Origin of the sequence: Pseudomonas sp., from assembly GCF_049300855.1 — a bacterium.
GTDB lineage: Bacteria > Pseudomonadota > Gammaproteobacteria > Pseudomonadales > Pseudomonadaceae > Aquipseudomonas.
Window position 1 is genome coordinate 50,685 of record NZ_JBAQKH010000032.1, and the last position, 22,524, is coordinate 73,208.

The following is a 22,524-nucleotide window of genomic DNA, read 5'->3' on the forward strand; positions in this document are numbered from 1 at the left end:
TATGTACTTGATCAACGGAGAACTGCACGCCGGGTTCGGTCTCGACCCAGCACTGGCGCAGTTGCGTCAGACGTTGCCGCTATACCTGAACACGCCGCTGCACAGCGCCACGGTGCTGACAGCCGCGGCAAACTTTGCGCAGCAACTGCACAGCGCCGAGCTGGCGCTGGATGACGAGCAACGCCAGGCATTGATCGAGTTCTGCCAGCCACACGCCCTGCAAACCAAGCTGGAGCGCGAACTGGGCGATCACGCTGAATCGCTGCGACGGGTCGATTACCGGCAATCGCGCTTTGAGCGCTGGAGCCCCTTGGGTCTGGTGGTTCACGTGACACCGGCCAACGCGCCGCTGCTGGCCTGCTGCGCCATGCTCGAGAGCCTGCTGGCCGGCAACATCAACTGGCTGCGCCCCAGCCGCAGCGACCAAGGCCTGACAGCGCGTCTGCTCCACGCATTGGTGCAATGCGACCCCAGCGGGCAACTGCGCCATTACGTCGCCGTGCTTCCAGTGGCGACCGGGCAGATCGGCCGTTTGTGCGAAATGGCCAATGGCGTCTCGGCGTGGGGTGGCGATACGGCGCTGCAAGCCATCCGCCAACAATTGCCGCCCGGCTGTCGCTGGATTGACTGGGGACAGCGCATCAGTTTTGCCTACCTGACGCCGGACGCTGCCTCGTCGCCGGCACTGGAGGCGATCGTCGATGAGGTCTGCCGACTGGATCAACAAGCCTGCTCCAGTCCGCAATGGTTGTTGGTCGACAGCGACGACCCTGCGACGCTGCAAGCCATCGGCGGCGCTTTGGCCGAGGCATTCGAGCGCCGCGCCAGGCAATGGCCAGCCTTGATACCGACGATTCACGAAGCCAGCGAAATCACCACCCACACCCTGATGACGCGCCTGGCCACGAGTTTTTCCGGCAACACCGGGCAAGTCTGGAGCGCGCCGGGCTGGCGGGTGATCTGGAGCCATGATCAGTCGCTCACGCCCTCGCCGCTGTTTCGCACGTTGCTGCTCAAACCGCTGCCACGGGCGCAACTGACGCAAACCCTGCTGCCGTGGCGCAACGTATTACAAAGTTGCGCGCTGGTGTGCGGCGACCTGCACGTCGCAGAACTGTCGCGCGCGCTGATCGCGGCAGGCGTCAGCCGCATTGCACCGATCAATGCGATTCATGACGGCTACGCCGGCGAGCCCCACGATGGTGTTTACGCGCTGCAACGCCTGAGCCGGCGCGTGTCGGTCAGCCTGGCGCCGACGCAGTTGCCCACGCACATGACCCTCGACCGGCCACCTCGCGCACTGCCCCCGGCGGGCCTGCCGCTCACTGACAAGGCAACGTTTATCGCGCAGCCGGCGACAGCGGCCGCGCAGTTGTTTTTCCGCTCCGGCGGCAGCAGCGGTACACCGGCGTTGTCGGGCTTCAGTTACCGTGATTTTCAACGACAAATGCGCGCGACGGCTGATGGTCTGTTCGCCGCGGGTCTCGATCCGGGCCGCGACAAGGTGATGAACCTGTTCTTCAGTGGCGGCTTGTACGGCGGCTTCTTCAGTTTTGCCAAAGTGCTCGAATTGCTGGGGGCAACGCACATGCCCATGGGGGCGCCGACGGACGACGATTACCGCGACATAGCGCAAGTGATCATCGAGCAACGCGTGACCGTCCTGATCGGCATGCCGAGCACCCTGTATCGATTGTTCCTCAATGAACAGCAGCGTCTGAGCAATGACGGCGTGATTGAAAAAGTCTTCCTCGGCGGTGAGCACATCAGTGATCAATGTCGCCAATTACTGCAGCGCTGTGGCGTCACCAGCATCCGCTCGGCGGTGTACGGCAGTGTCGACGCCGGGCCATGCGGGCATGCCTGCGCCGCCAGCGCCGATGGTGTGTTTCACCTGATGGACAGCATCCAGCATCTGGAAATCGTTGCTCTGGAGCAAGACGTGCCGGTCGTTGACGATGAAGTCGGCCGTTTGCTGTTCACCGCCAAGGCACGTGAGGGTCAGCGCGTACAGCGTTATGACGTCGGAGACACCGGCCGATGGCTGTCCGGCGACTGCGCGTGCGGGCTGAGTTCGCCGCGTTTCGAACTGCTGCAACGGCACGGCGGATTGCTGCGCATCGGCAGCGATTTCATTTGCCGGGACGAACTGGCCAGGCACCTGCAAGCGCCGTTTCAGCTGTACGTCGATCACGCCCCTGACGGCCTCGAACGCCTGCTGGTCCGCAGCCCCGGCGACCCCGCAGACATTCTCAGCCGTCTCCAGGGTTATTCGACGCTAGCCACGCTAGTGCGAAACGGGCTTCTCGCCCTACAGGCACGAACCTGCGATCCGCAGCATTTCGTGCGAAACAGACACAGTGGCAAGACACCGCCAGTGATCGATGCGCGCCGTTAACGACCAACATGGGTCACGGCCGGCACCAATAAGAGAACACCATGAATACAACACTTGAACTGAACAAGTTGCTCACCTTTGCCCGCGCACACTCAGCGTTTTACGCCAGACACCTGCAAAACGTTGCACCGCAGATCAGCGCACTGGATGAACTTCCGCTGATCGACCCGCAACACTATTGGGCAAACAGCGAACACTTGGAACAATGGCCAGTACTGACCTCCACCGTGCAAAGCGCCGTGGTGTTCAAAACGGGTGGAACCCTCAGCAGCGGTAAACTTTCGGTATTTACCCGTGAAGAATGGCAGACACTTGTACAGGCCTTTGGAAGCCAACTCAGCCAACAACTCAATCCGGGAGACCGGGTTGCAAACCTGTTCTTCGTTGGCGATCTGTATGCCAGTTTCATCTTTATCCACGATGCCCTGGCGCACGAAACAGCGGGTGTCACCGAATACCCGTTTACCGGCAACGTCGACCCTGCGGTATTGGCCGGCGCGATCCGCCAACACCGTATCAACGTGTTGGCCGGGGTACCCGCGCAATTGCTCGCGTTCGCCGGCGTGCTCGAGCGTCAGGCGCACACCCTGAGCGAGGTCGAAACGATACTTTACGGCGGCGAAAGCCTGTTCGCGGGACAATTGCAGGTGTTGCATCGGGTGTTCCCTAACGCGCGGATCGCCTCCATCGGCTATGCGAGTGTCGACGCCGGCTTCATCGGTGCCACGAGCCGCGATTGCGCCCTGGGCGAACACCGGATGCTGGCCAGTCACAGCGTGCTGGAAATTATCGATGAACACACCGGTGAGGTGATTGAACACTGCGACTGTCGCGGGCGGCTGGTGATTACCAACCTGAGCCGCCGGCTGATGCCGTTGATTCGCTACCCGGTCGGCGACCTCGCCTGCTGGCGTGAACCCGCCACGACGCCCTTGCGCAAGTTCGCCTTGATGGGGCGCAGCGCAAGCAGTCAGCGCGTGCGAGTGAGCAGTCTGACCCTGCTGATCGAAGACATTGCCAGCATCGTCCAGTGCGCCACCGCCAGTGAGGACTGGCAACTGCTCATCAGCCAATCGGCAAACGTCGACATCGTGTGTCTGAAGTGGGTGCCCGACGCGCTGAAACCCGAAACCGCTGACGCCAACACCGCGTTATACCGCGACTTGATCGAGCATTACCCGCTGATCACCTCACTGTGCGCCGAAGGTCTGCTGGATGTGCAGGTGGTTCGTTGCACGAGCGGCGCGCTCGCCCGACATCCGCGTTCCGGCAAACATCAACGCGTCGTCGACCTGCGCATCTACGCCACTCACCACCCGGAGCAACGCCCATGGACAACGTGACGCTGCGCGGCTACCGCCGCTCCGACGCCCGGGCGGTCAGCCGTCTGTTCCGGGACATCTATGGTGACCACTACGCACAGCCGCACGTGTATTTACCGTTGATGATCAACCAGAACCATGGCGATGGAAGCTGGCATTCATTGGTCGCGGAGTCGGGCAATAAAATCCTCGGCCACGCCACGTTGTGCAGAAACAGCGGTTCGCACCTCGCCGAACTGGCATTGAGCGTGGTCCATCCGTCCAATCGCAAACAGGACATCGCCACGCAGTTGGGCACCCGGCTGTTGATCCATGCGCAAGCACTGGGTTGCCACGGTGTGACCATCAAACAGGTGACGCAGCACGCCTACACACAGCGCATGGCTGACAGACTCGGCTTCTGCAGCAGCGGCTTGTTGCCCGACTATGTGCCCTCGCCGTTTGGCGAAACACTGCCGGAGTCCATCGTTATCGGTTACACCCCGGTCGATGGCCACCGCCGCCCGCTCCCGGCACTGCTCTGGCCGCCAGGCTGTCGTGATTTCATGGAGCACTTGTGCGAGGTCTACGGGACGCAGGACAAAGAGGCGCCCTGGGTGGGCCCGCCGATTCACGTTGAGCCGTGTACCGGGCGCTATGACGTGATGCTGAAAAAACTTGATGGCAGCCTGCTCAAGCAGCTCCAGCGATTGCCGGCACACTGGATGATCTCGATCAGGCTCAGACTGGCAACGGGGTTTACCAGCGCCGTGGAAAACCTGACGGCGATGGGCTTCACCTTCACCGGGATTGCCCCGAATGAGTGCTGCGCCGGTTGGCTGGCGTTGTTTCATCGCGGCTACCAACCGCGCTCGCTGACGCTGCATTGCCCGCACATGCAGCGCCTGCACGATCAGGCGCAACAGCACCTCGCCGTGCACCCCGACGCGGGGTTATCGCCCTCCTGAGCCAGGGTCGGCAGATCGGTGTCGCCCGTTCAAACCTTGGGCGGGCGACAAACCATAGTCTTACGCCTTGGAGCTGACGCCCTGGTCGGCCGGTTTCGCCATGTTGCCTTCGCCATAGGTCTTCAGGTTCTGCAGGACGTAGATCGCTTTCTTGAATTCGGGAATCAGGTTTTTGCCGTAGGCGTTGCCATTCAGACCATTGTTCTGGATAGCATCGAGTTGGGTCGCAAAATATTCCAATGCGTTGAATTTGGCGTCGATGTCTTTGGTCACGCCAAAACGGTCGAACTTATCGCCGGCGGCTTTCAAGGTGAAGGACGTGACCTCGGAGATTAACCCGCGGCTGCGCAGTATCTCGCTGAGATTGCCCAATTGCTTGACCGACACATTCGCCGGGTCGAAGCCCTTTATCGCCTTGCGCAAACCCTGCTTGTCCATTTCGGCAGTATTCAGCGCGGTGGGGTTGGTGCCGACCAGGGTGAGCATCTGCTGCACCTTGACACTCTGGGCCACCTCTTTCTTTGCGCCGGTGTTGCGAACCATCACCCCAGCCTTGCTCTCCCAGCCGCCGACAATACCGATCGTCATGAACAGACTCCCTGTGAAATGACCATAAAAATATCCGTGTGAAGCACCAATAATGGCCGCGAGTATCAGCGGGCGAACTGATGGCACCAACCTCTTTCTGCACTTTTTTACAATTCTTGTACATTCTCGATACAAAAGCGCAAACCCCTGTATTTCTTGCCCCGAAACTGTCATGCCACTGAAATGCAAATGACCTTTTCGAATGATCGAGCCGATACACCGCCGCCTATGTATCAAAGCCGATACCGACCAGTCATCGGCGCCGGTGATTTTTAGAACGTGCGTACCTAAAGCTTCCGGCCGCAACGACGATACGCTGTGGATACCCGCACTGTTTTACCCCTGCCCTCCCTAATAAGAATCGCAGCTCAAGGACCGGTCTCCATGCCCGCATTCCGCACCATTCAGGCTCGCTACACGTTGTTTCTGGTTCTGTTCATCCTGCTGCTGTCGGTACTGACGGTGGTCGGTATCAGCCAACTGGTTGCACCCAAGCTGCGTCAGACCGAAGAACAGGTCGTACTCAATCGCATCGCCGAAGTCGCCGAGCAGATTCAAGGCGAACTGAACAAGGTCCAGGCGCAACAGCGCAGCATCACCCAGACCATCCCGCTGCTCGACAGCGCGGCCATCGACACGGTGCTGCCGGGGCTGGTGGATCAATACGGCGAACTGAAAGTATTCGGCGGCGGGATCTGGCCATTGCCCGGCCAGCGTGAAGCGGGACGCAACAAGTTCAGTACCTTCTGGCACCGTGACGCCTCCGGCAAACTGGCGGTGAACACCTTCTGGAACAGCGATGCGGCGCCCAACTATTACGACCAGAGCTGGTACAAGGGCGGCATGGCCACCCCGCGCGGTCAGTGCGCCTGGGCCGCTGCTTACAAGGATGACGCCAGTGCCGAGCCACGCACCAACTGCGCCATGGCGATCCAGAAAAACGGCGCCGCGTGGGGCGTGTCGACCATCGACGTGACCCTGGGTTTCTTCAACGACCTGGTGGCACGCAAGGAAAAAGACCTCAGCGCCGAAATGCTCATCGTCGAAGCTGACGGCAAGATCATCAGCAACAGCTCGCGCATCAGCGGCCCGATCGTGCTGAAAAACATCAGCGATCTGGCCGGCAACTCGACGTTCGCCCGCCAGGTCAAGGCCGGCCTGCAAAACCGCGAGCAGGCGCAGCGCGTCGAGTTCGACAACAACGGTGAGGACAGCACCTTCTTCATGCGTCCGATCGAAGGCACGCCGTGGTTTCTGGCAACGGCCCTGCCGACCAAAATGCTCACCGCACAGCGCGACGACGTCCTCAGCAGCCTGAGCCTGTTGCAGATTCCGTTGGTGATTCTGCTGGTGCTGTTGCAGGTTTATGCGATCCGTCAGTTGGTCCAGCGCATGAAAGCGTTGAAAGCCAATATCGATTTGCTGTCCAGTGGCGATGCCGACCTGACGCGCCGCATCACCATCCGCGCCGAAGACGAATTGGGCGCGATCGGCCATTCGGTGAACACCTTTATTGCCTACCTGCAAAACATGATCGGTGAAGTGACGCAAGCCACGGGCGCCATGGCTTCGAGCCTGGACAACCTGCAACGAACCTCGGCGCACACCGGCCAGATTCTGTTGCGCCACGCTTCGGAAACCGATCAGACCGTCACCGCCATCACCGAAATGAGCTCGACGGCCGAAAGCGTTGCGCAGAACGCCGCTGAAACCGCTGCGTTCACCCAACGCGCCAATGAAAACGCTGACCGTTCGCGGGTGGTGGTGGGCGAAGCGACCAGCAGCGTGGTGGCACTGATCGACGAAGTCGCCAGCGCCACCCACAAAGTTGAAAACATGCAGCAGGACGCCCAGCGCATCACCGAAATTCTCGGCGTGATCGGTGCGATTGCCGGCCAGACCAACCTGCTGGCGCTCAACGCGGCCATTGAAGCAGCGCGTGCCGGCGAGCAGGGTCGCGGCTTTGCCGTGGTGGCTGACGAAGTGCGCGCCCTCGCCGCTCGCACCCAGGCCAGCACCTCGGAAATCAACGAGATGTTGACCCGTCTGACCCAAGGCGTGAGTTCGTCGGTCAGCGCCATGGAAAACACCCAGGCCAGTTGCCAGTCCGCCGCCGATGCCACGGCCCGGGTCAACTCGGGGCTGGATGAAATGGCCGGTTCGGTCAGCCACATCAATAGCCTCAGCACCCAGATCGCCACCGCCGCCGAGCAGCAAAGCGCCGTGACCGAGGAGATCAACCGCAGCATGGTGCAGATCCGTCACATGGTCGATGAACTGGTGCAGAGCGGCAAAGCCAGCGAACTGAATACCCACCAGTTGCTCGAAGCCAACAGCCGCGTGAGTGCAATCATGGGGCGCTTTAAAGTCCGCTAACGCTCTATACCAAGCAAACACCTCCCCTCCTGTGGGAGCTGGCTTGCCAGCGATAGCGGTGGATCAGGCGAAGAATTTTCATCTGACCGGGCCCCATCGCTGGCAAGCCAGCTCCCACAGGGTCAACCGCGTTCACAGATTCAGCGGACGACCCGCCTGACAGATTTGTCATCTCGCGCTCAGCAACCTGTCAGCCTTGATCTACGATCATCCTGCCCGCCTGCCTTGCAACAACTGGAAACATTGCGTTGATGTCCGGCGTAAAAAACCGGTCAAAATGCGTTCTTTTCTGATCGTCACCCGAGCCGAGATTCCATTATGCGAACCCACCTGCGTCTGGTCGCCCTCAGCGCCCTGTTCATCTCCTCCCTGGCGCAAGCCGCCGAGCTGATCCCGATCGAAGTCCATCGCGATGCCAATTGCGGTTGCTGCAAGAAATGGATCAGTCACCTGGAAGCCAACGGTTTCAAAGTCCAAGACCATGTCGAAAGCGACATGAGCAGCTTCAAGCAACAGCACGGCGTACCAGCGCGCCTGGCTTCCTGTCACACCGCGATCATCAACGGCAAATTCGTCGAAGGCCATGTCCCGGCAGAGCAAGTGCTGGCGCTGAGCAAGCGCGACGATCTGCTCGGTGTCGCCGCGCCGGGCATGCCGATGGGCTCGCCGGGCATGGAAATGGACGGCATGAGCGATGCCTATCAGGTCATCGGCCTGAAAAAGGACGGTGCTGACGTGGTCGTGGCGGATTACCCGGCCCATTGATCGGCGCCGCATACGTCGGGCTGTTCTTTGCCGCGTTCGGTGCCGCGACCTTGTTGCCGTTGCAGTCCGAGGCCTTGCTGGTCGGCTTGATCGTCAGCGAGCGTTACTGGCTGTGGGGTTTGCTCGCCGTGGCGACCCTGGGCAACGTGCTCGGTTCGCTGGTCAACTGGTGGCTGGGCCGCGGCATCGAACGGTTTCAGGAGCGGCGCTGGTTCCCGGTCAGCCAAAGACACATGGCCAAAGCACGCAAGCACTATGAGCGTTACGGTCATTGGTCACTGTTGCTCAGTTGGTTGCCGGTGATTGGCGATCCGCTGACCCTGATCGCCGGTGTCATGCGCGAACCGCTCGGGCGCTTCCTGCTGATCGTCAGCCTCGCCAAAGGTGCGCGTTACGCGGTGTTGGCCATACTGACGCTGGGTTGGCTCGGTTGAACGATCAGATCAGTTGATTGCCTGTGTTTAACGTCGCCCTAATCCAGCCGTTCCAGCATCGGCCGATTTCCATGGAGTTTGCCCTTATGTCCGTCACGCTTTCCCGCTGGCTGCCCGGCCTGTTTCTGACTGCCGCCCTGCCGTTGCTGGCACAGGCGGCCACAGAACCAGTGCCCGCCGAAGGCCCGGCCTACGGCCCGGAGTTGCAAGGCTTCGAATACCCTTACACGCTTAAACACTTCGCCTTCCAGTCCCAGGGTAAATCCCTGCAAATGGGCTACATGGACGTCGCCGCCCACGGCAAGGCCAACGGCCGCACCGTGGTGCTGATGCACGGCAAGAACTTTTGCGCCGCGACCTGGGACAGTTCGATCAAAGCCTTGAGCGAGGCCGGTTATCGTGTGGTCGCGCCGGATCAGATCGGCTTCTGCACCTCGAGCAAACCGGACAACTATCAGTACAGCTTCCAGCAACTGGCGACCAACACCCAGCAATTGCTCAAAGCGCTGGGCATCCAGAAAGCCACGCTGTTGGGCCACTCCACCGGCGGCATGCTCGCCACCCGTTACGCCTTGCTGTTCCCCGAGCAGGTCGAGCAACTGGCACTGGTCAACCCGATCGGCCTGGAAGACTGGAAAGCCCTCGGCGTACCCTATCGCACCGTCGATCAGTGGTATCAGCGTGAGCTGAAAGTCAGTGCCCAAGGCATCCGCGAGTACGAACGCACGACCTATTACGATGGCCGCTGGAAACCCGAGTTCGACCGTTGGGTCGACATGCTCGCCGGCCTCAGCAAAGGCCCGGGCAAGACGCAAGTCGCCTGGAACTCGGCGCTGATCTACGACATGATTTTCACCCAGCCGGTGTACTACGAGTTCAAGGACCTGAAGATGCCGACCTTGCTGCTGATCGGCACCGCCGACACCACCGCCATCGGCAAGGACCTCGCGCCACCTGAGGTAAAAGCGAAAATCGGCCATTACGAAGTGCTCGGCAAACAAGTGGCCAAGCTGATCCCGCACTCCACGCTGGTGGAATTCCCCGGCATGGGCCACGCGCCGCAAATGGAAGAACCCGCGCAGTTCCACAAGGCACTGCTCGGCTGGCTGAGCACACCCAATCCCGTTCGTTGATGAGGTAAGGCTGATGGCGGTGCAGATTGCAGTGATTGATGACTGGCAGGACGTGGCTCGCGATGTCGTCGACTGGTCGGTGCTCGACAGCATCGGTGAAGTGACATTCGAGCATGCTTACCCGGCGGACAACGCCACGCTGGCCGAACGTCTGGGCCAATACCAGGTGATCTGCGTGATGCGCGAACGCACGCGGTTCGACGAAGACCTGCTCAAGCGCCTGCCCAACCTCAAACTGCTGGTCACCGGCGGCATGCGCAATGCGGCGCTGGATCTGCCGGCGGCGGCGAAACTGGGGATCAAGGTCTGCGGCACCGACAGTTACAAACACGCCGCGCCGGAACTGACCTGGGCGCTGATCATGGCGGCCACGCGCAATCTGGTGAACGAGGCCAATGCCCTGCGCGCCGGCCACTGGCAGCAAGGTCTGGGTGGCGACCTGCACGGCAAGACCCTGGGCATTCTCGGTCTGGGCAGCATCGGCCAGCGGGTTGCGCAGTTTGGCCAGGTGTTCGGCATGAAGGTGATCGCCTGGAGCGAAAACCTCACCGCCGAGCGTGCGGAGCAGGTTGGCGTGACGTACGTGAGCAAACAGGCATTGTTCGAACAGGCTGACGTGCTCTCGGTGCATCTGGTGCTCAGCGAGCGCAGTCGCGGGCTGGTCGATGCGCAGGCGTTGGGCTGGATGAAGCCAACGGCGCTGCTGGTCAACACGGCGCGCGGACCGATTGTCGATGAGGCGGCGCTGATCAAGGCGTTGCAGAAACAACAGATCGCCGGGGCGGCGCTGGACGTGTTCGACCAGGAGCCCCTGCCGGCGCTGCACCCGTTTCGCACGCTGGACAATGTGCTGGCGACGCCGCACGTGGGCTATGTCAGTCGGCAGAACTATGAACAGTTCTTTTCGCAGATGATCGAGGATATTCAGGCTTGGGTGGCGGGTAGTCCGATTCGTCTGTTGAACTGAGAAAGTCATGAATACAGTGGTGTAGCGACCATCGCTTTCGCGAGCAAGCTCGCTCCCACATTGGATCTGTGCCGGAAACAAATTTTCTGATCACTGAAGATCCCTGTGGGAGCGAGCTTGCTCGCGAAGGGGCAGTCACTGTCACCCCAGCAACAAACTGCCCGCACCACAACAGTGCGGCCGCCCTCCCCGCTAGCACAACATCGTGACTACCTAGTCACCGTTTTGGCCCTCCCCCGCAAAAAAACCTGCACTTCGTCGGTGCGTTTCGCCCTCCAGACCCCGGTTTCCGTTAACGGCAAACCGATTGTCGAACAATTTACCCATTTGCTCTGGCCCGCTCTAGGATCTGGCCTAGACTGATTTTCGCAGGGCTAGACCGGCGGGTCACATGCCGGAAAAAAAGTCGAAACTTTTGCTTTGCACGACGGGTCATCTGAAAGGCAAGGCCTAAGTGACTGGTGCAATCCTTGCAACGGCCTCACCACCCATTCTGCTTGCGCGTGTTGGGTAGCGTTTGCTAACCGATGCGTGGCGCGTTTGCGCCCGGCCACAGGATGTGACCATGGACATCGCTTGTTCAAGACAAGAATCAGATCAACAACACGGGAGATTCATATGATCAGTGCGGCATTGGATATTCAGGGAGAGCGTGCTCAGCAGGCTGTTGGTGAAGTGAGCAGCGTCAGTGTTCCCGGCAGCCGATCGATCAACGTCCCCGGCACCAAAACGCTGACTCCGGTAGCGAGCCAGAATCCCAACAAGAAGAAAGTGTTGTTCGTGACCTCGGAAATCGCCGACCTGGTGAAGACCGGCGGTCTGGGTGACGTCTCCGCCGCCCTGCCCCGCGCCATGGCGCATCTGCACGACGTGCGCGTGCTGATTCCTGGCTACCCGCAAGTGATGCACAGCGAAAACCCGATCCACATCATCGGCGAACTGGGTGGCCACGCCGCGCTGCCACCGTGCAAGATCGGGCGCATGGACATGCCCGACGGGCTGGTGATCTACGTGTTGATCTGCCCGGAACTCTACGAACGCGAAGGTTCGCCTTACGGCGCCAACAATGGTCGCGACTGGCCAGACAACCACATTCGTTTCGCCCGCCTCGGTCTGGCTGCTGCCGACATCGCCGCCAACCTCGCACAAATTCACTGGTGCCCGGATCTGGTGCACGCCCACGACTGGCCTGCTGGCCTGGCCCCTGCTTATATGCACTGGCGCGGGCAGCGCACGCCGACCCTGTTCACCATTCACAACCTCGCTTATCAAGGCGTGACCAGCCTCGGTTCCTGCCCTGAGCTGGGCATTCCCACGCATGCCCTGCAACAGGAAGGCATGGAGTTCTACGGCAAGATGTCGTTCCTCAAGGCCGGCATGGCCTATTCCAGCCACATCACCACGGTCAGCGCCACGTACGCGCAGGAAATCACCACCCCGGATTTCGGCTGCGGCCTCGACGGCTTTCTCGCCGCCAAGACCCAGCAAGGCTTGCTCAGCGGCATCCCCAACGGCATCGATGAAAGTTGGGACGCCGCCACCGATCCGCACCTGTTCGCACCGTTCGCCATCGGTGACTGGGAAGGCAAAGCGGTCAACGCCGCCCATGTTCGTGAGCTGTTTGAATTGAATGATTCAGAAGGCCCGCTGTTCGCCGTGGTGTCGCGGCTGGTCTATCAAAAAGGTCTGGACCTGACGATCGCGGTGTCCGAGTACATCGTGCAGAACGGTGGCCAGATCGCGATCATCGGTCGCGGTGAACCGGAAGAAGAACAAGCCATGCGTGAACTGGCCCTGCGTTTCCCCGGCCAGATCGGCGTGCGCATCGGCTTCAATGAAACCGATGCCCGCCGCATGTTCGCCGGCAGCGATTTCCTGCTGATGCCCTCGCGTTATGAACCCTGCGGCCTGAGCCAGATGTACGCCCAGCGTTTCGGCTCGTTGCCGGTCGCGCGCAATACCGGCGGGCTGGCCGACACCATTGAAAACGGCATCACCGGTTTCCTCTTCGACGAGTCCACTGCCGAAAGTTACCAGGAAGCGCTGAGCCGCGCGTTCAAGGTTTTCGCCTTCCCTGAGCTGCTCAACGCCATGCGTTGCCGGGCGATGGCCGCGCCGTTCAACTGGTGCAAAGCGGTTGAACCGTACGCCGAACTCTACGAACGACTGGTGGCCAAGGCACTGGGTAAAGCGCACCACAAATAACCAGGGAGATTTTCCACCATGCCGTTACGGTCTTCTGAAACCTGGCCCCACGGCGCGATCATGCAGGATGCCGAACACACGCAATTTGCGCTGTGGGCGCCGGATGCGTTTTACGTCAGTGTCGAGTTGGACAATGGCCAATCCCTGCCGATGTTGCCGCAGGCCGATGGCTGGTTCGTGATCAAGGCCCGCTGTCCGGCGGGCACGCGTTACCGCTACAACATCGACGGCGAACTGGAGGTGCCCGACCCGGCCTCCAGAGCGCAGGACGGCGACATCGACCGCCACAGCGTGGTCGTCGATCCGCTGGCCTATGCATGGCGCCACAGTGCCTGGCACGGTCGGCCGTGGAGCGAAGCGGTGATCTACGAGTTGCACGTCGGGGCGCTCGGCGGTTTCGCTGAAGTCGAACAACACCTGGCGCGCCTCGCGGGCCTCGGTATCACCGCCATCGAACTGATGCCGCTGGCGCAGTTTCCCGGCGAACGCAATTGGGGTTACGACGGTGTTTTGCCCTACGCACCACAAGCCTCCTACGGCACGCCGGAACAACTCAAACACCTGATCGACAGCGCCCATGGTCATGGCCTCGCGGTGATTCTCGACGTGGTCTACAACCACTTCGGCCCCGACGGCAATTACCTGCATCGTTACGCCAAAGGCTTTTTCCGCGAGGACAAACACACGCCGTGGGGCGCGGCGATCGATTTCCGCCGCGATGAAGTGCGCGAATTTTTCATCGAAAACGCACTGATGTGGTTGCTCGAATACCGCTTCGACGGTCTGCGCCTTGACGCCGTGCACGCCATCGAAGACCCGGATTTCCTCACTGAGATGGCCCAACGCATCCGCGCGCAGATCGACCCCAGCCGTCACGTCTGGCTGACCGTGGAAAACGAACTCAACCAGTCGAGCCTGCTGGAATACGACTACGACGCGCAGTGGAACGACGACGGCCATAACGCCCTGCACGTTTTGCTCACCGGCGAAACCGACGCCTATTACGCCGACTACGCCGCACAACCCACCGAACAATTGGTGCGCTGCCTCAGTCAGGGGTTTGTCTTCCAGGGCCACATCACCCGCCACGGCGAACCGCGCGGCGAGCCCAGCGAACACCTGCCCTCCACGGCATTCGTGCTGTTCCTGCAGAACCACGATCAGATCGGCAACCGCGCGTTCGGCGAACGCTTGCATCATCTCGCTGATCCGCGCGCCGTGCAGGCAGCGACGGTGCTGTTGCTACTGTCACCGATGATTCCGCTGATGTTCATGGGCGACGAGTTTGCCGCCGAACAACCGTTCCTGTTTTTCACCAGCCACCACGGCGAACTGGCCGAATTGGTCCGCGAGGGCCGCCGCAATGAATTCGCCGCGTTCAGCGCGTTCGCCGATCCGCACAAGCGCGAGCAAATCCCCGACCCCAACGCCGAACAAACCTTCCACGCTTCACAGCCAAGGCTGATCGGCACCGGCAGCGCCAAGCAGCAGGAAACCCTCGCGCTGTACCAAAAACTCCTGCAATTTCGCCATCAATACATCATTCCCCACCTGTCCGGCTCGCAAGCACTCGGCGCCCATATGCTTGGGTTTGGCGCGGTCAGTGCGCGCTGGCGTCTGGGCGATGGCAGTGAGCTGCGAATTGACCTGAACCTCAGTAACACGCCAGTGGTCAACCCTCCACAGACCGAAGCCGTGTGGTTGTTTCAGCAGCCACCGAGCGCCGATCTGTCGGAATCGGGCGAACTGCCCGCGTATTGCGCGCTTGTCAGCCTCACGGCCGCAACCCCTTTGCAACCTCTGGATGGAGAGCGCCTATGAGCGATGCGCAACTGGAAATTCTCGCAAGCCGCGCCGGCCTTGCCGTCGACTGGATCGATGCCAACGGCCGTGCGCAAAAAGTCGCCCCGGCGGTGCTGCGCAATGTCCTGATCGGCCTCGGCCACCCGGCCAGCACCGCGCAGGAAATCGACGCCAGCCTGTTGGAATTGCAAGCCGTACAACAAGACCGCCACTTGCCGCCGCTGCTGACCAGCGATGTCGGCGTCGGTGTGGATCTGGCGCGTTATTTTGCGCCCGAGACGCCTTGTGAAATTCACCTTGAAGACGGCTCGCGACTGAACCTCAAACTCGACAGCGAAGCCATTCTGCCCGGCGTGATCCCCGTCGGTTATCAGCAAGTGCACATCGCTGATCAATATTTCACCTTGGCCGTGGCCCCCGAGCGCTGCTTCAGCGTCGGCGATGCGGTCGATAATCCGATCCCCCGCGCCTGGGGCCTGAGCGTGCAACTGTATGCGTTGCGCCGCCCCGGCGACGGTGGTTTCGGTGACACCCAGGCGCTGGAAGAACTGGCCCGGGTGGCCGGTGAGCGTGGTGCGGAAGCGTTGGCGATCAGCCCGCTGCACGCGATGTTCAGCGCCGACACCGGACGCTACAGCCCTTATTCGCCGTCCAGCCGCTTGTTCCTCAACTCGCTGTATGCCGCGCCCGGCGCGATTCTGGGTGAGCGCGCCTTGCGTGATGCCATCGACGCTGCGGGTCTGGCGGAGCAGTTCAGCCAACTGGAAGAACTGAAACTGATCGACTGGCCCAGCGCTGCCGACGCCAAACAGAAACTGCTGCACGCCTTGTACGAAGGCTTCGTCGCCGGCGATCACCCACTGCATCCGGACTTCGCCAGTTTCCGCCATGCCGGCGGCGAAGCGCTGGAAAACCACTGCCGCTTCGAAGCCATTCAGGAAATGCGTGCCGCCCGTGGCGAAAGCCTCGACTGGCGGCAATGGCCGGAGCACTGGCACGACCCGCGCGGTGCAGCGCTGGGCGCATTCGCCGAGGAATACGCCGAGCGCATCGGCTACTTCGCTTTTTGCCAATGGCTGATCCATCGCTGTCTGGAACGCGCGCAAACCGCCGCACGCAGCGCCGGCATGGGCATCGGCCTGATTGCCGACCTCGCCGTCGGGGCCGATGGCGCTGGCAGTCAGGCCTGGAGTTTCCAGGATGAATTACTCGCCTCGCTCACCGTCGGCGCGCCGCCGGACATTCTCAATCGCTCCGGTCAGGGCTGGGGGATTTCCGCGTTCTCACCCGAAGGCCTGATCCGCAACGGCTTTCGCGCCTTCATCGACATGCTGCGGGCGAACTTCGCCCATGCCGGCGGCCTGCGCATCGACCACGTGATGGGCCTGCAACGCTTGTGGGTCATCCCCAACGGCGCCGCCCCGGCCGATGGTGCGTACCTGTATTACCCGGTGGACGATTTGCTGCGTTTGCTGACGCTGGAATCCCATCGTCATCAGGCCATCGTCCTCGGCGAAGACCTCGGCACGGTGCCCGACGGCCTGCGCGAAAAACTCAGTGCGCGGGCGATGCTCGGCATGCGCGTGCTGCTGTTCGAACAAGACAACACCTATTTCAAACCGATCCTTGATTGGCCGGACAACGCCCTGGCGACCACCAGCACCCACGATCTGCCGACGCTCAACGGCTGGTGGCATGGCCGCGACATTGACTGGAACGCACGCCTGGGGTTTGTCGATGCCAACGGTGAAATCGAATGGCGCCAGCACCGCCAACGCGAGCGCGAAGGCTTGCGCAGCGCCTTGAGTCAGGACCCGCAGAACTTTCGCGAGGAATCCCACGAGGCCGACCAAGTGGTCGATGCCGCTGTGCGTTTCCTCGGCCATACCCGCGCGCCACTGGTGCTGTTGCCGCTGGAGGATGCGCTGGGCATCAACGAGCAAGCCAATCTGCCGGGGACCATCGACACGCACCCGAACTGGTCACGGCGTTTACCCGGCACCAGCGAAGCCTTGCTCGACAGTGCCGACGCTGCGCGACGCCTGGAACTGCTTGCCTGTGCGCGCCTTCAGGCTGCCGAGCGTGACCAATGAACCAAACGCTCATCCAGCCTCTACGCGCGACCCTGCGTCTGCAATTTCACAAAGGCTTCACCCTCGAACAAGCGGTGCCGTTGGTGCCGTACTTTGCCCGCCTCGGCATCAGCCACATTTATGCCTCGCCGCTGCTCGCGGCGCGGGCCGGCTCGATGCACGGTTACGACGTGGTCGACCCGACGCAAGTCAATCCGGAACTCGGCGGCGAAGCGGCGTTGCGGCGGTTGGTCAGCGCCCTGCGCGAACACCGCATGGGGCTGATTCTCGACATCGTCTCCAACCACATGGCGGTTGGCGGCAATGACAATCCGTGGTGGCTGGACCTGTTGGAGTGGGGACGCCTGAGCCCTTACGGTGAGTTCTTCGACATTCAATGGCATTCGCCCGACCCGTTGATGGAGGGACAATTGCTGCTGCCGTTTCTCGGCAGCGATTACGGCGTGGCGTTGCAGGAAGGCACGCTGAAACTGCTGTTCAACGCGCAGACCGGCAGCTTTTACGTCGAACATTACGACCATCACTTCCCGATCTGCCCGAACGATTACGGCGAGCTGCTCAACGCCGCGCAAGCACTGAAGCCCTTGGCCGATCGCTTCAGCACTCTCAGCTATCAGACCGACGCCCATTCACTGGCGATGCCGCTGAAAGACCAGTTGCGGCAACTGGCGACGGATCCAGCCATCGCCGAGGCCATCCACGACACCCTCCAGCATTACGACTCGACTACCGAGGAAGGCTTCGCCAGGCTGCATCAGTTGCTCGAACGCCAGAGCTATCGCCTCGCCAGTTGGCGTACGGCAGCGGATGACATCAACTGGCGGCGCTTCTTCGACATCAACGAACTCGGCGGTTTGCGCGTCGAGCGCCCGGCGGTGTTCGAGGCCACCCACGGCAAAATCTTCCAGTTGATCAGCGAAGGCCTGGTCGACGGGCTGCGTATCGACCACATCGACGGCCTCGCGGATCCCCGTGGCTATTGCCGCAAATTGCGTCGCCGCGTCGACCTGCTCGCGCCGGGCCGGCATCTGCCGATCTACGTCGAGAAAATCCTCGGCGCCGGTGAAACCCTGCACCGTGACTGGGCGGTGGACGGCACCACCGGGTATGAATTCATGAACCAGTTGTCGTTGCTGCAACACGATCCGGCGGGCGAATTCGTGCTCGGTGATCTCTGGCAACGGCGCAGCGAACGCCCGGCGGCGTTTATCGAAGAGGCGCAACTGGCGCGTCAGCAGATCCTCAACGGTTCATTGGCCAGCGATTGCGAAAGCGTCGCCCAGGCTTTGCTGCAAGTAGCGCGCGATGACTTGATGACCCGCGACCTGACCCTCGGTGCGATCCGCCGGGTATTGCAGGCGTTGATTGTGCATTTTCCGGTGTATCGCACTTACATCAGCGCCATGGGCCGATCGGCGCAGGACGAGGTGTTTTTCCAGCAAGCCATGGAAGGTGCGCGGCAAACGCTGAGCGAGGCCGATTGGTCAGTGCTCGACTGTGTGGCCGCCTGGCTCGGTGGCACGCCGTGGCGACGCAAGCCGCGCGGGCGCTCGCGCAAGATTCTCAAGCACGCCTGCGTGCGTTTTCAGCAACTGACCTCACCGGCAGCGGCAAAAGCCGTGGAAGACACCGCGCTGTATCGCTCGGCAGTGCTGCTGTCGCGTAACGATGTCGGCTACAACACCGAGCAATTCAGCGCGCCGGTGAGTGACTTCCATGCGGTCAATCAACAGCGCCTCGCCGAGTTTCCCGACAACCTGCTGGCCACCGCCACCCACGATCACAAACGCGGCGAAGACACCCGCGCGCGACTGGCCGTGCTCAGCGAGCGCAGCCATTGGTTCGCCGAGCAGATCGAGTTGTGGCGCGCCCTCGCCCGGCCGGTGCGCAGCGACGATCAACAGCCGTCGAGCGGCGATGAATTGATTCTGTATCAAGCCTTGCTCGGCAGTTGGCCGCTGGAGCTGCACGAAGGCGATCAGGCCGGGTTTGCCGACTACGCCAAACGCATCTGGCAATGGCAACAGAAAGCCCTGCGTGAAGCCAAGCTGCAAAGCAGTTGGAGCGCGCCGAACGAAGCCTATGAAAACGCCGCGCAGGCGTTCACTGAACGATTGCTCACCGGTGAACAAGGCGAATTGCTGCGCGCAGCGCTGGCCAAGACCGTCAACAGTATTGCTGCCGCCGGCGCGCTCAATGGCTTGGCGCAAACCTTGCTGCGCATGACCGTGCCGGGGGTGCCGGATCTGTATCAGGGCAATGAGTTCTGGGACTTCAGCCTGGTCGATCCAGACAACCGCCGGCCGGTGGATTACCCCGCTCGCGAGCAGGCCTTGCAGGAGCAACTGCCACCTGTGGAATTGCTGGCGAACTGGCGTGACGGGCGCATCAAGCAAGCCTTGATCGCCGAGGTGCTGAACCTGCGCGTCGAGCATGCCGAGTTGTTCCGGCGTGGCACCTATCAGGCGCTGGAGGTGCTCGGCAGTCAGGCGCACAACGTGCTCGCGTTTGCCCGTGAGCATGAGGGGAAACAGGCCATCGTGATCGTACCGATCCGTTGCGCCACCCTGCTGGAAAACGGTGCTGTACCTCAGGTCGATGCGCTGCGCTGGGGCGATACGCGGGTGGTTTTACCGTTCGCCGCCTCTGACACAAACCTGAAGGGACTTTTTTCAAGCGGTGCAGTCACAAAAAACAGGGAGCTGAATATCAGCGACGCGCTGGGGGATGTCCCGGTCAATCTCTTTATCCAACGCTTAACGTAAGCATCAGTTCAGTTCAGGAGCATTGCGATGAGTACCGACGATAAACGCATTCGCGAATTCGCCTATCAAATCTGGGAGTCGGAAGGTCAGCCCGAGGGTCAGGAGGCGCGCCACTGGGAGATGGCACGCAAGCTGGCAGAAGCGGAAGCGCTGGCACCGAAGAAACCACCGAAAGCCGCCGGCAGCAAGACCGCTGGCAAGTCGACCGAGACCAAGGCGCCGGCCACAAAACCGAAACCTGCGGCCAAAGCCAAACCGGCAAGCGCCGCCAAAGTGATTCCCCCGGGCGAAAAGCCCGCCGAGAAAAAGCCTCGGGCGCCGAAGAAGCCTTCAGCGATCTGACGCTAAACCGATTATTGAACTGAATGAATGTGTGGCGGGCTCGCTCGCCACCGAGGGTTTACTCGCCCTGAAGAAATACACAAATCCCTTGTGGGAGCGAGCTTGCTCGCGAATGCGATCTGCCATTCAACATTGAAGTCGACTGACACTGCGCTTTCGCGAGCAAGCTCGCTCCCACAGGGGATTGGTGTCAACCGAACCATCCCGATTTTTGCAGGAGCAATCATGACCCGTCCAAAAAAAGCCGAGCCCGCCACGCACGCCGAGCCGTCGAGAATTCGTGAAGGCCTGCCCTTCCCGCTCGGCGCGACCTGGGATGGCTTGGGCGTCAACTTTGCCCTGTTCTCCGCCAACGCTACCAAAGTCGAACTGTGCATCTTCGACGATGCCGGCGAAGTCGAACTCGAACGCATCGAACTGCCCGAATACACCGACGAGATTTACCACGGCTACCTGCCCGACGCGCATCCGGGGCTGATTTACGGCTACCGCGTTTATGGCCCGTACGACCCGGCCAATGGTCACCGCTTCAACCACAACAAGCTGCTTATCGACCCCTACGCCAAGCAACTGGTCGGCGAGCTGAAATGGTCCGAAGCGCTGTTCGGCTACACCATCGGCCACCCCGACGCCGACCTCAGTTTCGATGAGCGCGACAGCGCGCCTTTCGTGCCCAAATGCAAAGTCATCGACCCGGCGCACACCTGGGGCAACGACCACCGCGTCAGCGTGCCGTGGGACAAAACCATCATTTACGAAACCCATGTGCGCGGCATCAGCATGCGTCACCCGTCGGTGCCGGAAAACGTGCGAGGTACTTTCGCCGGCCTGATGAATGACGATGTGCTCAAGCACATTCGCAACGTCGGCGTGTCGTCGGTCGAGCTGTTGCCGATCCATGCCTTCGTCAACGATCAGCATCTGCTGCAAAAGGGCATGACCAATTACTGGGGTTACAACAGCATCGCGTTCTTCGCCCCGGACCCGCGTTATCTGGCCAGCGGCAAGATCGCCGAGTTCAAGGAAATGGTCGCGCACCTGCACGAGGCCAACCTCGAAGTGATCCTCGACGTGGTCTACAACCACACCGCCGAGGGCAACGAGCAAGGCCCGACCCTGTCGATGCGCGGCATCGACAACGCCTCGTACTACCGCTTGATGCCCGACGACAAGCGCTTCTATATCAACGATTCCGGCACCGGCAACACGCTGGACCTGAGCCACCCGTGCGTGCTGCAAATGGTCACCGACTCGCTGCGCTACTGGGCCAGCGAAATGCACGTCGACGGTTTCCGCTTCGACCTGGCGACCATTCTCGGCCGCTATCACGACGGTTTCGACGAACGTCACAGCTTCCTCGTGGCCTGCCGCCAGGACCCGGTTTTACGTCAGGTGAAAATGATCGCCGAGCCGTGGGACTGCGGTCCCGGCGGTTATCAGGTGGGCAACTTCCCGCCGGGCTGGGTCGAGTGGAACGACAAGTTCCGCGACACCGTGCGCGCGTTCTGGAAAGGTGACGACGGCCAGGTCGCCGACTTCGCCAGTCGCATGACCGCGTCGGGCGAGATGTTCAATCAGCGCGGACGGCGGCCGTATTCGTCGGTGAATTTCATCACCGCCCACGACGGTTTCACCCTCAACGATCTGGTGTCGTACAACGACAAGCACAACGAAGCCAACGACGAGAACAATCAGGACGGCAGCAACAACAACCTGTCGTGGAACCACGGCGTCGAAGGCCCGACCGACGATGCCGAAATCAACGCGCTGCGCCATCGGCAGATGCGCAACTTCTTCGCCACCCTGCTGCTCGCCCAAGGCACGCCGATGATCGTCGCCGGCGATGAGTTCGCCCGCACCCAGGACGGCAACAACAACGCCTACTGCCAGGACAGCGAGATCGGTTGGGTCAACTGGGACCTGAGCGAGGACGGCAAGGCGCTGCTGAAATTCGTCAAACGCCTGATCAAGCTGCGTCTGGCCTATCCGATCCTGCGCCGTGGGCGTTTTCTGGTCGGCGAGTACAACGAGGACATCGGCGTTAAAGACGTCACCTGGCTCGCCCCCGATGCCACCGAGATGACCACCGAACATTGGCACGACGCGCACAACCGCTGCCTCGGCATGCTGCTCGATGGCCGCGCGCAGGAAACCGGGATTCGCCGCAAGGGTGGCGATGCGACGTTGCTGCTGGTGGTCAACGCCCATCACGACATCGTCAATTTCACCTTGCCGGAAGTGCCGGACGGCGGTTTCTGGACCTGCATGATCGACACCAATCAACCGTCAATCCGCGGTCAGGAACGCTTCGACTTCGGCCATGAATATTCAGTCACCGGCCGTTCGCTGCTGCTGTTTGAACTGCAACGTGATGAAGAAGATTGAT

The 22,524-nt window shown here is 61.3% G+C and carries 15 protein-coding genes; 14 read left to right on the forward strand and 1 reads right to left on the reverse strand.

The window, feature by feature from the left end:
* Position 1: 1 nt before the first annotated feature.
* From WA225_RS19260 to WA225_RS19270, 3 genes are read left to right on the forward strand one after another with little or no spacing between them, the layout of a single operon-like run.
* Complete coding sequence (locus tag WA225_RS19260; protein WP_422609164.1) at positions 2-2,398, forward strand: acyl-CoA reductase; 2,397 nt, start codon at positions 2-4, stop codon at positions 2,396-2,398.
* A 41-nt stretch (positions 2,399-2,439) separates the two neighbouring features.
* The gene (locus tag WA225_RS19265; protein ID WP_422609165.1) at positions 2,440-3,741 is read left to right on the forward strand and encodes an AMP-binding protein; all 1,302 of its coding nucleotides are present in this window, start codon (positions 2,440-2,442) and stop codon (positions 3,739-3,741) included.
* A complete protein-coding gene (locus tag WA225_RS19270) occupies positions 3,729-4,667 on the forward strand; it encodes a GNAT family N-acetyltransferase (RefSeq protein WP_422609166.1) in 939 nt (312 codons plus the stop codon). The genes WA225_RS19265 and WA225_RS19270 overlap by 13 nt, the downstream gene beginning before the upstream one ends.
* A 60-nt stretch (positions 4,668-4,727) precedes the next feature.
* Here WA225_RS19270 and WA225_RS19275 read toward each other — a convergent pair whose 3' ends face one another.
* Positions 4,728-5,255 (reverse strand): hypothetical protein, encoded by a 528-nt coding sequence (locus tag WA225_RS19275; protein WP_422609167.1) that lies wholly within the window; start codon positions 5,253-5,255, stop codon positions 4,728-4,730.
* A 384-nt stretch (positions 5,256-5,639) separates the two neighbouring features.
* Between WA225_RS19275 and WA225_RS19280 the strand changes: the two genes are divergently transcribed.
* The 11 genes from WA225_RS19280 to glgX all read left to right on the forward strand — a co-directional run bounded on the left by WA225_RS19280 (position 5,640) and on the right by glgX (position 22,523).
* The gene (locus tag WA225_RS19280; RefSeq protein WP_422609168.1) at positions 5,640-7,631 is read left to right on the forward strand and encodes a methyl-accepting chemotaxis protein; all 1,992 of its coding nucleotides are present in this window, start codon (positions 5,640-5,642) and stop codon (positions 7,629-7,631) included.
* A 318-nt stretch (positions 7,632-7,949) separates the two neighbouring features.
* Entirely contained in the window at positions 7,950-8,396 is a 447-nt protein-coding gene (locus WA225_RS19285) for a DUF411 domain-containing protein (RefSeq protein WP_422609169.1), read from the forward strand.
* Complete coding sequence (locus tag WA225_RS19290; RefSeq protein WP_422609186.1) at positions 8,396-8,830, forward strand: YqaA family protein; 435 nt, start codon at positions 8,396-8,398, stop codon at positions 8,828-8,830. The genes WA225_RS19285 and WA225_RS19290 overlap by 1 nt, the downstream gene beginning before the upstream one ends.
* An 86-nt stretch (positions 8,831-8,916) precedes the next feature.
* On the forward strand, positions 8,917-9,963 hold the full coding sequence (locus WA225_RS19295) for an alpha/beta fold hydrolase (RefSeq protein WP_422609170.1): 1,047 nt from the start codon (positions 8,917-8,919) through the stop codon (positions 9,961-9,963).
* 13 nt (positions 9,964-9,976) lie between these two features.
* Positions 9,977-10,930: a D-2-hydroxyacid dehydrogenase family protein gene (locus WA225_RS19300; RefSeq protein WP_422609171.1), complete on the forward strand. Its 954-nt coding sequence runs from the start codon at positions 9,977-9,979 to the stop codon at positions 10,928-10,930.
* Between the two features lie 618 nt (positions 10,931-11,548).
* Positions 11,549-13,135, forward strand: coding sequence for a glycogen synthase GlgA (gene glgA, locus WA225_RS19305; protein ID WP_422609172.1), 1,587 nt, complete (start codon positions 11,549-11,551; stop codon positions 13,133-13,135).
* Positions 13,136-13,153: 18 nt separating this feature from the next.
* On the forward strand, positions 13,154-14,956 hold the full coding sequence (treZ, locus tag WA225_RS19310; protein ID WP_422609173.1) for a malto-oligosyltrehalose trehalohydrolase: 1,803 nt from the start codon (positions 13,154-13,156) through the stop codon (positions 14,954-14,956).
* Positions 14,953-17,031 carry a 4-alpha-glucanotransferase gene (gene malQ / locus WA225_RS19315; RefSeq protein WP_422609174.1) on the forward strand — a complete coding sequence of 693 codons (2,079 nt, stop codon included), beginning with the start codon at positions 14,953-14,955 and terminating at the stop codon, positions 17,029-17,031. The genes treZ and malQ overlap by 4 nt, the downstream gene beginning before the upstream one ends.
* Complete coding sequence (locus WA225_RS19320) at positions 17,028-19,796, forward strand: malto-oligosyltrehalose synthase (RefSeq protein ID WP_422609175.1); 2,769 nt, start codon at positions 17,028-17,030, stop codon at positions 19,794-19,796. Before malQ ends, WA225_RS19320 begins: the two co-directional genes overlap by 4 nt.
* 27 nt (positions 19,797-19,823) lie before the next feature.
* Complete coding sequence (locus WA225_RS19325) at positions 19,824-20,138, forward strand: DUF2934 domain-containing protein (RefSeq protein ID WP_422609176.1); 315 nt, start codon at positions 19,824-19,826, stop codon at positions 20,136-20,138.
* 225 nt (positions 20,139-20,363) lie between these two features.
* The gene (gene glgX / locus WA225_RS19330) at positions 20,364-22,523 is read left to right on the forward strand and encodes a glycogen debranching protein GlgX (protein ID WP_422609177.1); all 2,160 of its coding nucleotides are present in this window, start codon (positions 20,364-20,366) and stop codon (positions 22,521-22,523) included.
* Position 22,524: the final 1 nt, after the last annotated feature.